Source organism: Paraburkholderia sp. J11-2 (genome assembly GCF_905220185.1).
Lineage (GTDB): Bacteria > Pseudomonadota > Gammaproteobacteria > Burkholderiales > Burkholderiaceae > Paraburkholderia.
The window spans coordinates 108,541-124,180 of sequence record NZ_CAJMYY010000010.1; the positions used below are offsets into that span (position 1 = coordinate 108,541).

The 15,640-nt window shown below is 66.8% G+C and carries 11 protein-coding genes and 1 tRNA gene; 5 read left to right on the forward strand and 7 right to left on the reverse strand.

The window, feature by feature from the left end; all coding sequences use genetic code 11:
- Nucleotides 1–55: 55 nt before the first annotated feature.
- Nucleotides 56–481, reverse strand: a complete 426-nt coding sequence (cueR, locus tag U5A57_RS16040) for a Cu(I)-responsive transcriptional regulator (protein WP_321912423.1) — start codon at nucleotides 479–481, stop codon at nucleotides 56–58.
- 161 nt (nucleotides 482–642) lie between these two features.
- Here cueR and U5A57_RS16045 point away from each other — a divergent pair, with 161 nt between their 5' ends.
- Nucleotides 643–849, forward strand: a complete 207-nt coding sequence (locus U5A57_RS16045; protein WP_321912425.1) for a heavy-metal-associated domain-containing protein — start codon at nucleotides 643–645, stop codon at nucleotides 847–849.
- Between the two features lie 11 nt (nucleotides 850–860).
- Nucleotides 861–1,772 carry an SDR family oxidoreductase gene (locus tag U5A57_RS16050; protein WP_321912427.1) on the forward strand — a complete coding sequence of 304 codons (912 nt, stop codon included), beginning with the start codon at nucleotides 861–863 and terminating at the stop codon, nucleotides 1,770–1,772.
- Between the two features lie 76 nt (nucleotides 1,773–1,848).
- Here the strand turns inward: U5A57_RS16050 and U5A57_RS16055 are convergent, their stop codons facing one another.
- The 5 genes from U5A57_RS16055 to U5A57_RS16075 form a co-directional block, all read right to left on the reverse strand.
- Nucleotides 1,849–5,343: an error-prone DNA polymerase gene (locus U5A57_RS16055; protein ID WP_321912429.1), complete on the reverse strand. Its 3,495-nt coding sequence runs from the start codon at nucleotides 5,341–5,343 to the stop codon at nucleotides 1,849–1,851.
- Between the two features lie 34 nt (nucleotides 5,344–5,377).
- A complete protein-coding gene (locus U5A57_RS16060; protein ID WP_321912431.1) occupies nucleotides 5,378–6,976 on the reverse strand; it encodes a DNA polymerase Y family protein in 1,599 nt (532 codons plus the stop codon).
- A complete protein-coding gene (imuA, locus tag U5A57_RS16065; RefSeq protein WP_321912432.1) occupies nucleotides 6,885–7,730 on the reverse strand; it encodes a translesion DNA synthesis-associated protein ImuA in 846 nt (281 codons plus the stop codon). Before imuA ends, U5A57_RS16060 begins: the two co-directional genes overlap by 92 nt.
- A gap of 300 nt (nucleotides 7,731–8,030) precedes the next feature.
- Nucleotides 8,031–9,653 carry an NAD(P)/FAD-dependent oxidoreductase gene (locus U5A57_RS16070; RefSeq protein ID WP_321912434.1) on the reverse strand — a complete coding sequence of 541 codons (1,623 nt, stop codon included), beginning with the start codon at nucleotides 9,651–9,653 and terminating at the stop codon, nucleotides 8,031–8,033.
- Nucleotides 9,654–9,816: 163 nt separating this feature from the next.
- Nucleotides 9,817–9,893: transfer RNA gene (locus U5A57_RS16075), tRNA-Pro, on the reverse strand.
- 182 nt (nucleotides 9,894–10,075) lie between these two features.
- On the opposite strand from U5A57_RS16075, the gene sixA reads away from it, so the two are divergent.
- Both sixA and U5A57_RS16085 read left to right on the forward strand, forming a co-directional pair.
- Nucleotides 10,076–10,540 (forward strand): phosphohistidine phosphatase SixA, encoded by a 465-nt coding sequence (sixA, locus tag U5A57_RS16080; RefSeq protein WP_321912435.1) that lies wholly within the window; start codon nucleotides 10,076–10,078, stop codon nucleotides 10,538–10,540.
- Between the two features lie 236 nt (nucleotides 10,541–10,776).
- On the forward strand, nucleotides 10,777–11,595 hold the full coding sequence (locus tag U5A57_RS16085) for a GNAT family N-acetyltransferase (RefSeq protein ID WP_321912437.1): 819 nt from the start codon (nucleotides 10,777–10,779) through the stop codon (nucleotides 11,593–11,595).
- Between the two features lie 110 nt (nucleotides 11,596–11,705).
- Here U5A57_RS16085 and ppx read toward each other — a convergent pair whose 3' ends face one another.
- The gene (gene ppx, locus U5A57_RS16090) at nucleotides 11,706–13,307 is read right to left on the reverse strand and encodes an exopolyphosphatase (RefSeq protein WP_415774031.1); all 1,602 of its coding nucleotides are present in this window, start codon (nucleotides 13,305–13,307) and stop codon (nucleotides 11,706–11,708) included.
- A 214-nt stretch (nucleotides 13,308–13,521) separates the two neighbouring features.
- On the opposite strand from ppx, the gene ppk1 reads away from it, so the two are divergent.
- The gene (gene ppk1 / locus U5A57_RS16095) at nucleotides 13,522–15,585 is read left to right on the forward strand and encodes a polyphosphate kinase 1 (protein WP_321912440.1); all 2,064 of its coding nucleotides are present in this window, start codon (nucleotides 13,522–13,524) and stop codon (nucleotides 15,583–15,585) included.
- The last annotated feature ends 55 nt before the right edge of the window (nucleotides 15,586–15,640 follow it).

The following is a 15,640-nucleotide window of genomic DNA, read 5'->3' on the forward strand; positions in this document are numbered from 1 at the left end:
AGTGCAACTAGTCAGTGCGGTTGCGGCAATTTGCCCATGGCGGTTGCACCTGCGCTCAGTGCGCGTGGCCGGGCTCGTGGCAGTCCGTCGCGGCGGTGTCGGCAAGCCGTTCGATGATCGGGCAATCGGGGCGGTCGTTGCCCTGGCAGTGCGAAGCCAGATGGGCGAGCGTGTCGCGCATCTGGGTCAGTTCGGCGATGCGCTGGTCGAGTTCGGCGACATGTTCGAGCGCGATCGACTTGACCTCCGCGCTCGCGCGCGAGCGGTCGTGCCAGAGCGCCAGCAGGCGCCGGATGTCGTCCACCAGAAAGCCGAGCCGGCGCGCCTGACGGATGAAGCGCAGCGAATGCACCTCCTGCGCACCATAGACCCGGTAGCCGGACTCCGTACGCCCTTTGGGCGCAAGCAGCCCGACACTTTCGTAGTAGCGAATCATTTTCGCCGTGACGCCCGATTCGCGCGCCGCTTCGCCGATGTTCACGCCGTTCTCCCGCTGTCTGGTCAAAGGTTGATCAATGGTTTGATCGTACACCTTCCCATGATGGGAAGGTCCAGCGCGTCAACTGGCCCCGGCTGGCATAATCCGCCGGCGGCCTCATATCGAGTAGTAGCAAGCCTCAATCTCTGAAAAAGGAACACACGATGATCCAGTTCAACGTCGAAGGCATGAGCTGCCAGCACTGCGTAGGCGCCGTCACGCGCGCGATCCACGAACACGACGCGCAAGCCAAAGTCGAGATCGATCTGGCCGCCGGTCGCGTGAAGGTCGAATCGAGCCAGAGCGCCGAAGTCCTGAAGTCGGCGATCGACGAAGCCGGCTACACCGTGGTCGGCACGGCCAGCGTCTGACAGGCCGCGCCATGTTCAAGGTTGCCGTGATCGGCGCGTCCGGCCTGCTAGGTCGCGCCATCGTCCGCGAACTCGCCGCAGAAACGCCCTGGCAGGTCGTGCCGACCGCGTTCCGCCATGGCGGCCCGCAGCAGACCGTGCTCGATGTGCGCGACGCGCAGGCCGTGAAGGCATTCGTCGAGCGCGAGGCGCCCGACGCGATCGTACTGGCCGCCGCCGAGCGCCGCCCCGACGTGTGCGAGCACGATCCGGCGGCAGCGCGCGCGCTCAATGTCGATGCCGTGCGCCGCGTCGCCGCGGCGGCGCGCCAGCGCGACGCGTGGGTGCTTTCGATCTCCACCGATTACGTGTTCGACGGCACGCAGCCGCCCTACCGTATCGACGACACGCCCAATCCGCTCAACGCCTACGGTCACAGCAAGCTCGAAGGCGAACAGGCCCTGCTCGAAACCAGCGACAACGCGCTCGTGCTGCGCCTGCCCTTGCTGTACGGGCCGATCGTCGGCTGGCATGAATCGGCGGTCACGAGCCTCGTGCCGGCTATCCGCGCGTCGGCGCAGCCCGGGGCGCAGGCGGCGCCGATGGACGCGTGGGCCACACGCTACCCCACTTTCACGCCCGACGTGGCGTTCGTGATCCGCGAACTACTGTTGCGCTGCGCGGATGGCGCACCCGTGCGCGGCATCGCGCAATGGTCCGGCGACGAGCCGATGACGAAGTACGACATCGCCGAGCGCATCGCGCAGGCACTGGGCGTAGAAGCGCGTCTGCTCGCACAGCCGACGCCCACCGACGCCACGCCGCGCCCACGCAACTGCCATCTCGATTCGAGCCGTCTCGAAACCTTGGGCATGGGCCGCCGCACGCCGTTCGACGCGGCGATTCGCGCCGTGCTCGACGCTTTCATGAAAGACGGCGCATAGCGCGGGGGAGCACCGCAGTGGCCCGTCACGAGGCCGTTGCGCGCATGGTTTCTACGTAGAAACCCGCCGCGAACATTCAATGGAAATTCCGGCTCTCCGTTGCGAGCCGCCCAAGCAGCCGGCTGTGGTCCTCCAGCCGGTGCGCCACGAGGTGCACCACCTCGCCTTCGCGCTGCACCACGCCCGCCACCGCCAGCAGCGAAGACCCGAGCAGCGCCTTGCGCTGCGACTCGACGAGCGCCGCGTGCACGATCACGTTGACGGTGCCGGTCTCGTCTTCCAGAGAAACGAAGATCGTGCCGTTCGCCGTGCCCGGCCGCTGCCGCACCGTGACGATGCCGCACACGCGCGCGAGCATGCCGTGCCGGCAATGCGCCAGTTGCTCCGCCGTGCGAAAACGCTGCTTGGTGAGGCCGTGGCGCAGCAGTTCGAGCGGATGGCGATTGAGCGTGAGACGCAGGCTCGCATAATCGGCGACGATTTCCGCGCCCTCGGAAGCACGCGGCAACGCGAGCGGCGCCTCGGCAACGGGCGCATCGCGCAACAGCGCAGGCACCGCGTGCTGCGCCGTCACGGCCCACCACGCCTCGCGCCGGTGGCCCGCAATGCTCGCGAGCGCGTTCGACGCCGCCAGCGCCTCCAGTTCGCGCCGCGTGAGCGCCGCGCGGCGCGCGAGGTCGTCGACATCGGCGAACGGGGCGCGCTCGCGCGCCTCCATCACCCGCCGCGCGGCATCTTCGGAAAAGCCCTTGATGAGACTGAAGCCGAGGCGCACGGCCGGGCCGTCGCGACCATAGCGCCGCGGCGCGAGCGCAATGCGTGAGCGCACGACGCGCTTCGTGCCGTCCATGAACCTGTGCCGCCGGCCGCCGCGCTTGAGCATGCCGCGCAGCAACAGCGCAGCCGCGCCCAGCAGCGCGCGATACCGCAGCACCTCGGCATGGCGCACGCGCAGCGCCCCGGCATCGAGCCGCTCCCCCGGTGCGCCGCGCCGCTCCAGCACCGACGCCCAGTCGCTCAACGCGATATCGGGCGCACGCACCTGCACGCCGTGACGCTTCGCATCCTGCACGAGCTGCGAAGGCGAATAAAAACCGAGTGGCTGACTGTTCAGAAGTCCTGCCAGAAATGCCGCGGGCTCGTAACGCTTGAGCCACGAACTCGTGTAGACGAGCAGCGCGAAACTCGCCGCATGGCTTTCCGGAAAGCCGTAGTCGCCGAAACCCTCGATCTGCTTGCAGATGCGTTCGGCGAACTCCAGCGAGTAACCTTTCTTGAGCATGCGCTGCGTAAGATCCGCCTGATACGGACGCAGATCGCCGTCGCGCCGCCATGCGGCCATCGCGCGGCGCAGCTTGTCGGCCTCCTCGCCGGTGTAGTCGGCGGCGACCATGGCGAGATGCATCACCTGCTCCTGAAAGATCGGCACGCCGAGCGTGCGCTCGAGCACCGGGCGCAATTCCTCCTTCGCGTACGCCACCGCTTCGTCGCCGTGCCTGCGCTTGAGGTACGGATGCACCATGTCGCCCTGGATCGGCCCCGGCCGCACGATCGCCACCTGAATCACGAGGTCGTAATACGTGCGCGGCCGCAAACGCGGCAGCATGCTTTGCTGTGCGCGCGACTCGATCTGGAACACGCCGACCGTATCGGCTTTGGCGCACATGCGATACACCGCCGGGTCCTCGGCGGGAATGTCCTGCACGCGCATCTCCGGCAACCCGCGCCTTAGCGCCACGAATTCGAGCGAGCGCCGGATCGCCGAGAGCATGCCGAGCGCGAGCACGTCCACTTTCAAGAGCCGCAGCGCGTCGATATCGTCCTTGTCCCACTCGATCACGTAGCGGTCCTTCATCGCGGCGTTTTCGATTGGCACGAGCCGCGAGAGCTTGTCGCGCGCGATCACGAAACCGCCCACGTGCTGCGAGAGATGGCGCGGAAATCCACGCAGCTCGCGCGTGAGACGAATGAGCTGCTGCGTGACGTGCGAGTCCGGTGAAAAGCCCGCCTCCTCCAGATGGCGCGCGATCGAATCGGGGCCGTCCCACCACTGATGCGCGCCCGAGAGCTTTTCGACGAGCGCATTGTCGAGGCCGAGCGCCTTGCCCACGTCGCGCAGCGCGCTGCGCGAGCGATAGGTGATGAGCGTCGCGGCCAGCGCGGCGCGGCGCGTGCCGTACTTGCGGTAGATGTACTGAATGACTTCTTCGCGGCGCTGATGCTCGAAGTCGACGTCGATGTCGGGCGGCTCGTTGCGCGCACGAGAGAGAAAGCGCGCCACGAGCATGTTCATGCGCACGGGGTCGATCTCCGTGATCTTCAGGCAATAGCAGACCACCGAGTTGGCCGCCGAACCGCGCCCCTGGCACAGGATCTTCTGCTCGCGCGCGAAGCGGACGATGTCGTGCACCGTGAGGAAGTACTTCTCGTACTTCAGCTCGTCGATGAGTTCGAGTTCCTGTTCGATCTGATTGCGGCGCTTGTCGTTCAGGCCGTCGGGCCAGCGCTCCAGGGCGCCCTTCATCACGAGCTTGCGCAACCACGTTTGCGGGGTTTCGCCGGGCGGCACCAGTTCCTCGGGATATTCGTAGGCCAGCTCGCCAAGCGAAAACGTGCAGCGCCGCGCGACGTCGAGCGTCGCGTCGAGTGCCTCGCGCGGATAAATCGCACCAAGGCGCACGCGCGAGCGCAGATGCCGCTCCGCATTCGCCTCCAGCGCGCGCCCGCAGGAAGCCAGCGGCTTGCCGATGCGAATCGCGCTCAACGTGTCCTGCAACGGCTTGCGCGAACGCGCGTGCATCAGCACGCCGCCCGCCGCGACGAGCGGCAGGCCGCTCTCCTGCGAGACGTGGCGCAGCACTTCGATCTGCGTGTCGTCGCCGCCGGTTTGCCAGAGTTCGAGCGCGAGCCACGCGCGTTCGGCCGCGAAGCCCGCGAGCCAGTGCGCGGCGCGCAGCGTTTGCGCGAGCGTGGCCGTGCGCTGCGGCACGAGCAGCAGCACGCAGTCGCGCAAGTGCTTCAGATGCTCGAAGTCCGGATCGGGCTCGGTGAAATCGGCGGGATGCACGCGATAGCTGCCCTTCGCCGCACGCGAGCGCGCGAGCGTGATCAGCTCGCACAGATTGCCGTAGCCTTCGCGATTCGTTGCGAGCGCAACGATCGTGCAGAACGGCGCGCCATGTTCATCGACGAGATTCAGCTCGCTGCCGATCAGCAAATGCAGCGACGGTTCGAACGGGCCCAAGGCCGCGGCGGCGGAGTTGCCGCCGCGTTCGCGGGCCTCGCGCACGGCTTCGTCATGCGCTTTCTTGCGCGCCTCGTCGTATTCGTTGAGCGCACTCCAGGCGCGCACGACGCCCGCGAACGAGCATTCGTCAGTGATCGCGAGCGCACGGTAGCCGTGGCGGATCGCCTGCTCGACCAGCTCACCCGGGCGCGACGCGCCGTGCAGGAAAGTGAAGTTGGTGAGGCAGTGCAGCTCCGCGTAGTCAGGCAACTGCGCGGACAACTGTGCAGGCGATTGCGCTGGCAACTGTGAAGGCGACGGCGCGCCCGTCCCGCTGGTCGACATGATTCCTGAAACCCGAATGAGCGACGAACAAGCGCTAGCCGAACAGGCCTTGCAGATACCACTGGCCGCCAATGCGCTCGCGATACAGCCAGAACATGCGGCCCTGGTCGTCGGCGGCGACGTAGTAGTCGCGCCCGACGCCCTCGCCGTCCCACCAGCCGGACTCGATGCGCTCGGTGCGTGTGAGCGTCTTCAGCGGCCGTCGATAAACCGGGCGGTCACCGCGCGTCGCGAGCTTGAGCGGCTTTTCGAGCAGCCACGCCGGACGCGGCTGGGCCGGCAGCGGCACCTCGGGCAGGTCGAAGGCGCTTTGCACGGGCGCGCTCGCGTCCGCTTCCTGCTGCGGCTTGCCTGCCTTGCGCGGCTTGCGCGCACGCTTGGCGCCGCTCTCGCGGTAAGGCCGCGCCGACATCGCCAGCTCGGGCCGATGATCGTCCTCGACGAAAAGCTGCAGCACGTTCTGCTCGCCAAGCCGCGCGCCGATGCGCTCGAAGAGCTGCCCGAGCGATGCTTCGGCGGCCTCGGCCATCGGAAAGAGCGTGTCGGTGGGTGCCGCGTATTCGCTCACCTGCGAGGCGACGAGCGCAAGTCCAATGACGGGCGCGGCAAGCTCGGTCTGATTCAGGCGCTCGCGCAGCAGCCACAGCAGATGCTCGGCGTCGCGCGAAGGCGACGCCCACGCGATCGCGAGCGTCGAGGTGCGCGGCGCATGCCGCGAAGCCAGTTCGTGCTCCAGACGCAATTCGAAGCCGCTCAACGCCGCGTGCTGCGCGGCAAGCCAGCCGGCCAGCTGCATCACGAGCCGGCGCGCGGCAAAGAGCAGCGCCTCGGCGCTCTCCACGCGCGCCTGCAATTCGAGCGCCGCGTGAAACGACGGCGGCGCGGCGAACCAGACACGCGGATCAGGCGCTTCGCCGCGCGCCTGCGCGAGCCAGCCGAGCACGCCGTCGCCGAAACGCCGCACGATGCCCTCGCGCGGCAGCCGCCGCAGATCGCCGAGCGTCGCGCAGCCGATCTGCGTGAGCGCGTGGTCGTGCTGCGCGGCGAACGGCGCAAGCGTGACCGGCAGCGAATCGAGCACGCGCGCGAGCGTCGTTTCCTTGAGCACGTGCCAGCGGCGCGACGAACGCGTGACGCGCGCCTGGGCGAGCGTCCACGCGCCCCACGCCGTGGGCGCGCAGGCGATGCGCGCGGTGTGTCCGCAGCTGGCCACCGTCGCCGCAACCTTCCCGAGCAGCGCGCGCACGCCGCCGAAAAGACGCAAACCCGAGCCGACTTCGAGCAACAGTGTGTGCGACTGCGCGAACGACACCTTGGGCGTATAGGCGAGCAACGCGAGCGCGAGCGCCTCGAACGCACGGGTCTCGCGCGCCGGATCGGCTTCGAGCAGCACGAGCCCCGGCGCAAGCGCCAGCGCATGCGAGCGCGTGTTGCCGGGCTCGACGCCCAGGCGCAGCGCGTCGAGATCGGCGATCAGGATGCGCGTGTGGTCGGCGAGCGCGTAGCAGCGCGGCGCGCTGACGGCATCGGCATCGGCGCTTTCAGGCAGGCGCGCTGTTGACGGCGCCGGCGGCATCAGAGGTCTGACGGCCTCCAGCGGCAACAACGGCAAGGTGACGGCGATCCACAGCATGATTGACCCCGGGCCACGGCATGACGACGGAGGCTGCGTCCGGCTGGGGCAGCACCGCGTCCTGCAGCGGCAATGTAATGACGAGTGGCTGGGCGGGCGGCGGCCCGCGGCGCTTGAAGATATCGACGCAGAGCGCGGCAAGCTGCATCCATTGCCGCCGGTTCAGGTTCGCGTCGTCGGGCGGCGGCACCGGCGAGCAGGTCATGCGCAGCGGCGCCGGCGACGACTGGTTGCGCGCGGCGAGCGGCCGCACGAGAAACGCGAGCGCCTGCGAATCCTGGGCGGCGACCTGCAGACGGCGCACGGCGTCGGGGCGCGCTTTCGTCTGCCAGAGCAGCACGGCGCCCATGCCTTCCTGCTTGAGCGCCTGCTCGGCCACCCAGGCGGCCTCGTCTTCGGCCGCACGCACCCAGATCACGCGCTCGAGCGCGAGCCCCCACGCCTTGAGCGCGCAGGCGTACGGGCGCCATGGCGGCGCGACGAGCAGCACGTGCCGGCCCGCCTGCGCGGTGAGCGCGCGCAGCGCTGGAGCGACGAGCCGCATCTCACCCACGCCGCCCTGCTCGACGAGCAGTTCGGTCAAGCTGCCTGCGGGCCAGCCGGCGCCGGGAAGCTGGGCGTCGAGCGTGGCGTGGCCGCTCGGCACCGAGCGCTCGCTGGCGTGCGCAAGCTGATCGCCCTGCCACACGCGGCTTTGCAGCCGGGGGGGCAAGTGCGCGGCGAGTTGCGCAGTGGTCTGGACGGCTGCTGCCATGGTTCGTAGCCTGGTTGATGGGAACGCTCCGCCCTGCCCGGCAGGAAATGGGGCATCGGCAAGCAGGAGGCCGGTTCGCCTCCACCTGTATATTTATACAGTATTTTATGGGATTGGAGGAAGGCGGGAAATGGGGGATTGATTACTCCCGGACGCTGGGGCTTACGTCCGGGGCAAACGCCGCTTAAGGCAGGCGAGTAGCGCGCACGCTGAAGGGCGCGCTGAGGGGGAACACTGAGGGACGAACTGGAAGACGAACTGCGGGACGCGCCGGCGCATCCCGCCCGTCGTTTTTCGCTATCAGGACCCGTGCGCCGACGTCAGACTGAGCGCCACGGCTTGCGCCACCTCGATGCCGTCGATGGCCGCCGAGTAGATGCCGCCGGCATACCCGGCGCCTTCGCCGGCCGGATACAGACCCTCGACGTTCACGCTCTGGTAATCGTCCTTGCGACGAATCCGCAGCGGCGACGACGTGCGCGTCTCGACGCCCGTGAGCACCGCATCGTGCATCGCGAAGCCTGCGAGCTTCTTGTCGATCTGCGGAAGGGCTTCACGGATGGCTTCGATCACGTAGTCGGGCAGCGCGGTGCTGAGATCGGTCGGATGCACGCCCGGCTTGTAGGACGGCACCACGGAGCCCAGCGACGTCGACGGCCGCCCGGCGATAAAGTCGCCCACGAGTTGCCCCGGCGCCTGGTAATTGCCGCCGCCGAGCTCGAACGCCCGCTCTTCCCACTTGCGCTGGAACGCGATGCCCGCAAGCGGGCCGCCAGGATAATCCTCCGGCGTGATGCCGACGACGATGCCCGCATTCGCGTTGCGCTCGGCCCGCGAATACTGGCTCATGCCGTTGGTGACCACGCGGCCGGGTTCGGAAGTCGCCGCGACCACCGTGCCGCCGGGGCACATGCAGAAGCTATAGACCGAGCGGCCATTGTTCGCGTGATGCACCACCTTGTAGTCGGCCGCGCCAAGCTCCTTGTGGCCCGCAAACTTGCCGAAGCGGCTGCGATCGATCACCCCCTGCGGATGCTCGATGCGAAAACCCAGCGAAAACGGCTTCGCTTCCATGAACACGCCGCGATCGTGCAGCATCTGGAACGTGTCGCGCGCGCTGTGGCCGACGGCCAGCACGACGTGGTCGCACGGCAGCGTCTCGCCGTTCGAGAGCTTGAGCGCGCGCACCTTGCCCTGCTCGATCTCGATGTCTTCGACGCGCGTTTCGAAGCGCACTTCGCCGCCCAGTTCGTGGATGGTGGCGCGCATCTTCTCCACCATGCTCACGAGCCGGAACGTGCCGATGTGCGGCCGGCTCAGATACAGGATGTCTTCCGGCGCACCGGCCTTGACGAACTCCTCGAGCACCTTGCGGCCGTAGTGGTTCGGGTCCTTGATCTGGCTGTAGAGCTTGCCGTCGGAAAACGTCCCCGCCCCGCCTTCGCCGAACTGCACGTTCGATTCGGGGTTGAGCACGGACTTGCGCCACAGGCCGAAAGTGTCCTTGGTGCGCTCGCGCACGGCTTTGCCGCGTTCGAGGATGATGGGACGAAAGCCCATCTGCGCGAGGATCAGTCCCGCGAACAGGCCGCACGGCCCCATGCCGATCACCACCGGGCGGGGGCGCGTCGAGTGCTCCGGCGCCTTCGCGACAAAGCGGTAGGTCATGTCCGGCGTCGCCCTGCAATGCGGCTTGCCGGCGATCCGCTTGAGCACCTTCGCCTCGTCCTTGACTTCGATGTCGACGATATAGGTCAGCTTGATATCCGAGCGCTTGCGTGCATCGTGCGCACGGCGGAAGACGGTGTAGCGGACGAGCGCGTCTGCCGCTACGCCAAGTTCCGCGAGGCGTCCCCGAATCGCGGCTTCAAGATCGCTTTCGGCGTGGTCGAGGGGGAGTTTGACTTCGGATAAACGTAACATGGCTGCCAGGGTGCGATCGCCACGGGAAGTGTGGCCGATCCGTATTTTATAAGCTCGGCGGCTTTTCAAATGGAACGCGGCCGTACGACGAAACGCAAGCCAAGCGATGCGAGGAAAAAGAAAAGGGGCTACAGGCCAATGGCGTGTAACCCCTCGGTATTGCTGGTCGGAGCGATAGGATTCGAACCTACGACCCTCTGATCCCAAATCAGATGCGCTACCAGGCTGCGCTACGCTCCGACGAATCAGAGATTGTAGCGGTAGTGCCCCTGTGCCGTCAAATCCGCGTACGACACAGCGAAAAAAGCGAGACGAAATGCGATCCGCATCACGCGCTTGCCGCTTAGCAGCGGGGCGTGCACCATGTGAGCACACGCCGCACATGCACCCAATGAGCCAATGAGCTAACAAAAGGAGACGCCATGCACCTCATCCTCTGGCGCCACGCCGAAGCCGAAGATATCGCCGCCAGCGACCTCGCCCGCCAGCTCACCACGCGCGGGCGCAAGCAGGCGCAGAACGTCGCGCGGTGGCTGCGCGCGCGCCTGCCCGACGACGCCGTGATCCTCGCCAGCCCCGCCGCGCGCACCATCCAGACCGCCGAGGCGCTCACCGACCAATATCGCGTCGTGCGCGAACTCGCGCCCGATGCGAGCGTCGAGCAGGTACTCACCGCCGTGGGCTGGCCCAAGGGCCTCTCGTCCACGGTCGTGGTGGTCGGCCATCAGCCCACGCTCGGCGAGGTCGCGGCGCGCCTGCTCTCGGGTGGCACCGACTCGCGCAGCTGGGCGGTGAAGAAAGCCGGCGTGCTTTGGCTCGCCAGCCGCGACCGCAACGGCGACGATCAGGCCGTCCTGCACGCGGCCATCACGCCCGAGCTCGTCTAGTCCTCCGCCCGCCTCCACCTTCCACCGGGCCGCCTGCAGGCGGCCCTTCAGCGGTTAAACCGCAGTTCAACCGCGGTTTAACCGCGGTTTAACCGCGCCCGCCGCCCCGCCCATCCGGCGACCTCGCCCGTCTGCCTTACACCACGTCATCGAATCGTCATTGCGTTTTCATGGAAACGTAACCGCGTATTACTAAATTGCCGGGAAAGTTCTCTTACTTCCGACCAGGACGCCCCATGCGAGATCTGCCGACGCCCTCCCTGCCATTCGCCTCGACGTTGTTCGAGTCGAACCGACGCTTGCCGCGTGCCGAAGAAACGGTCACCGCGCAGCATCGGCTGCAGGTCGCCTGGGCTCGCACCGACGAGGAACTGCGCGAGGCCCAGCGTCTGCGCTACCGCGTGTTCGCAGAAGAAATGGGCGCACGCCTGACCGGCCCGGCCGGTCTCGACGTCGACGCCTTCGACTCGTACTGCGACCACCTGCTCGTGCGCGACCTCGACACGCTCAAGGTCGTCGGCACTTACCGCGTGCTGCCGCCGCACCAGGCGGCGCGCATCGGCCGCCTCTATGCCGAAAGCGAATTCGACGTCTCGCGCCTTGCGCACCTGCGCCCGAAAATGGTCGAGGTGGGCCGCTCGTGCGTGCACCCCGACTACCGCAGCGGCTCGGTCATCATGTCGCTGTGGGGCGGTCTGGGCGGCTATATGCAGCACAACGGCTACGAGACGATGCTCGGCTGCGCGAGCGTCGCCATGGCCGACGGCGGCCACTACGCGGCGAACCTGTACTGCGCGCTCGGCGCGAACGCGCTGACCGCGCCCGAGTATCGCGCCTTCCCGCACACGCCGCTGCCCGTCGAGGAACTGCGCACCGGCGCCCCCGCCGTGCCGCCGCCGCTCATCAAGGGCTATCTGCGCCTCGGCGCGAAAATCTGCGGTGCGCCCGCCTGGGACCCTGACTTCAACACCGCCGACTTCCTCACGCTCTTCCGCCTTTCGGAGATCAACGAGCGTTACGCGCGCCACTTCCTCGGCGAAGCCGTCACGCGCTAAGTCCCCATTCGCCCTTCAGCGGGCGAAAACGGCGGACGAAAGCAGCGGGCGAAAAAAAAGCCCGGCTCATTGGCGAGCCGGGCTTTTTTTACCAGCGAAGCGCGCAGCGCTCACTCCTCCGTATACACCACGCGATACGGAATGCCGATCTTGCCCCATTCCGCCGCTTCCTGAACGAGGTTGTAATCGGTGAGCGGATTGTTCTGGACCCACGCATTGGGCAGCAGCACTTCGTAGCCGTTGCCCTCCTGCTCCACCGTGATGTGCGGCAGGCCGACGTCGGCGCGGCGGCGCGTGAGCAGTGCGGCCAGACGCAGGCAGAACAGCAGCGGCCACTCCACATCGCGCGCTTGCGAGAGCTTGCCGAGCTTGCCCACGTGGCCGAGCACGAGCGCGGCAAGGCGCGCCTGGTCGGTGCGCGAAAAGCCGGGCATGTCCGCGTTGCTGGCGATGTAGGCCGAGTGCTTGTGATACGCGCTGTGCGAAATGGACAGCCCGATTTCGTGCAGCGACGCCGCCCACGTGAGGAACATGCGGTTCTCTTCGCGGCGCTCCTCGTCGGGCTCCTCGAACTGGTCGTAGAACTTCACGGCCAGCTCGCCGATGCGCCCCGCCTGCGCGCGATCCACGCCGTAGCGGCGCATGAAGCCTTCCACCGTGACCGTGCGCATGTCCTCGTGCTGCGAGCGGCCCAGCAGGTCATAGAGCACGCCCAGTCGCAGCGCGCCGTCCGTGGTGTCGACGTAGTCGATGCCGAGTTCCTCGAACACCGCGATCATGATCGAGAGACCGCCCGCCAGCACGGGAATGCGGTCGGGCTTGAGCGCGACGAGCTTGAGCCGGTTCACGTTCTCGGCCTTGATGAGCGCGCGCTTCAGGCGCTCGAGGCCGCCACGCGAAATGCCGTGCGTAATGCCGGGATCGTTGAAGCCGTTCGCCTCGACGAGTTCCGCGAGCGCGCGCGCCGTGCCCGACGAGCCGATCGCCTGGTCCCAGCCGGTCTTGCGATAGTCGGCGGAAATGATCTGGATTTCGCGCGTGGCCGCGAGTTCGGCCTGGCGCATGGTGTACTCGTCGACGTTGCCCGAGGGGAAGAACTGGCGGCTATGGCTCACGCAGCCGATATAGAGGCTTTCCATGCGGATCGGCGTGTAGTGCGCGCCGATGATGAACTCGGTCGAGCCGCCGCCGATGTCCACCACGAAGCGCTTGCCGGCGCTCGCCGGCACCGAGTGCGCGGCGCCCGCGTAGATGAGACGCGCTTCTTCGCGGCCCGCGATCACTTCGATCGGAAAGCCGAGCGCCGCTTCCGCCTCGGTGAGGAACTCGCGCGCGTTCTTGGCCACGCGCAGCGTATTGGTCGCCACCGCGCGCACCTGGTCGGGATGGAAGTCGCGCAGCCGCTCGCCGAAGCGCTTGAGCGCGTCCCAGCCGCGCACCTGCGAGGCGCGGTCGAGCAGCTTGTCCTTCGACAGGCCGGCCGCGAGCCGCACGGGTTCGCGCAGGGCATCCACCGGGTAGATCTGGCTGCCGGCGTCGGTTTCCTCGACGCGGCCTACGATCAGACGAAAACTGTTCGAACCGAGGTCGACGGCGGCAAGCAGGTGGGGATTGGTGACCATCGAAGGGGCAGGCTCCATGCGTGCATACAGAGACGACCGCGCGGCCATGCGGGCTTGCTGCGCCGCCGCCGCACTGTCCAAATGCGTCATTTTAAGCGTAGCCGACTTCACCATGTCGCTCCTCGCATTGGTCATGACCATGGGTACTTTTACCCAGCGTGCATGTTCGCAACGCGACTTGTCGATTTCGTGAAAATGCGGCGTAAAATTTATGACACACCGAATGTCACAATAAAGTCATATTACTGTGAGAATTTCCGAGCGTCCGTTCGAATCACTCCCTGACATTCCGTTTTCATTGCCGATGTCCATCCGCTATCCCCTACTCAATCGCGAACTGGGCATTCTGGGATTCAATGAGCGCGTGCTCGCACAGGCGTCCGATCCCGCTGTTCCTTTGCTGGAGCGCTTGCGCTTCATCTGTATCACCAGCAGCAACCTCGACGAATTCTTCGAAGTCCGCATGGCCGGGCTTCAGGAGCAGATGCGCGACAACCCGGGCGTCCTCTCGCCCGACGGCATGTCGCTGCAGCACGTGTACGACCTCGTGGTCGAGCGCGCGCAGCGTCTCGTGCATCGCCAGTACCGCATGCTGCACGACACCGTGCTGCCCGCGCTCGAACAGGAAGGCATCTATTTCCACGGCACCGACGCCTGGAACGAAGCGCAAACCGCCTGGGCGCGCAAATACTTCTTCGACGAACTGCTGCCCGTTCTCACGCCCATCGGGCTCGACCCCGCGCACCCGTTCCCGCGCGTGCTCAACAAGAGCCTGAACTTCGTGGTCGAACTCGAAGGCAAGGACGCCTTCGGGCGCCAGGCCGTCATGGGCATCGTGCAGGCGCCGCGCGCGCTGCCGCGCCTCGTGCGCATGCCGCAGGAGCTTTCCGGCTTCCAGCACGGCTTCGTGCTGCTCGGCTCGCTGCTGCAGCGCTTCGTGGGCGAGCTGTTCCCGAGCCTCGTCGTGCGCAGCTGCAACCAGTTCCGCATCACGCGCAACAGTGAACTCTTCGTCGACGAAGACGAAATCACCAACCTGCGCGTGGCGCTGCAGGGCGAACTGCCCGCGCGGCACCTGGGCAATGCGGTGCGGCTCGAAGTGTCGGCGGAAACGCCCCCGCATCTCGCGAAGCGCCTGCTCGACGAAAGCGGTCTCGACGAAAAAGACTGCTATTACGTCGATGGCCCCGTGAATCTCGTGCGCCTCATGCAGTTGCCCGAGATGGTCGATCGCCCCGACCTCAAGTTCGTGCCGCACGTGCCCGCCATTCCGCAGCGCATCGCCGCGAACAGCAACATGTTCGACGTGATCGATCAGGGCGACGTGCTTCTGCATCATCCGTACGAGAGCTTCCAGCCCGTGCTGGAACTGCTGCTGCAGGCCGCCAACGATCCGAACGTGGTCGCGATCAAGCAGACGATCTACCGCACTGGCACCGACTCGCCGCTCATGGACGCGCTCATGCAGGCCGCGCGCAACGGCAAGGAAGTGACGGTGGTCGTGGAACTGCTCGCGCGCTTCGACGAAGAGACCAACATCAACTGGGCCGCGCAGCTCGAAGCCGTGGGCGCGCACGTGGTGTACGGCGTGGTGGGCCACAAGTGCCACGCCAAGATGATGCTGATCGTGCGCCGCGTGCCCGTGAACGGCCGCATGGTGCTGCGCCGCTATGTGCACCTCGGCACCGGCAACTACCATCCGCGCACGGCGCGCCTCTATACCGACTTCGGCCTCATGACTTCGGAGCCGAAGATGTGCGAGGACGTGCACCACGTCTTCCAGCAGCTCACGGGCATCGGCGGCGAGCTGCAGCTGCATGATCTGTGGCAGTCGCCGTTCACGCTGCATCCGAAGATGATCGAGGCGATTCGCAACGAAGCCGACGCCGCGCGTGCGGGCAAGAAGGCGCGTATCGTCGCGAAAATGAACGCGCTGCTCGAGCCGACCGTCATCGACGAGTTGTACGAAGCATCGCAGGCCGGCGTGAAGATCGACCTGATCATCCGTGGCGTGTGCTCGCTGCAGCCGGGCGTGCCAGGGCTCTCCGAGAACATCACCGTGCGCTCGATCGTCGGGCGCTTTCTCGAGCACCATCGCATTTACTACTTCTATGCGGGCGGCAAGGAAGACGTCTATTTGTCGAGCGCGGACTGGATGGATCGCAACCTGTTCCGCCGCGTCGAAGTAGCGTTCCCGATCCACGACCGCAGGCTCAAGCGCCGCGTGATCGCCGAAGGGCTTTCCACCTTCCTCGGCGACAATCAGTCGGCGTGGCTCATGCAAAGCGACGGCCACTATCGCCGCCGCCGGGCAGGCAAGGCCGTGCGCAATGCGCAGTTGAGCTTGCTCGCGAAGTTCTGTCCGTAATGCACTGATCGCGCCGCTCACGCTGCACGCAAAAAAGCCGCTTCGAATGAAGCGG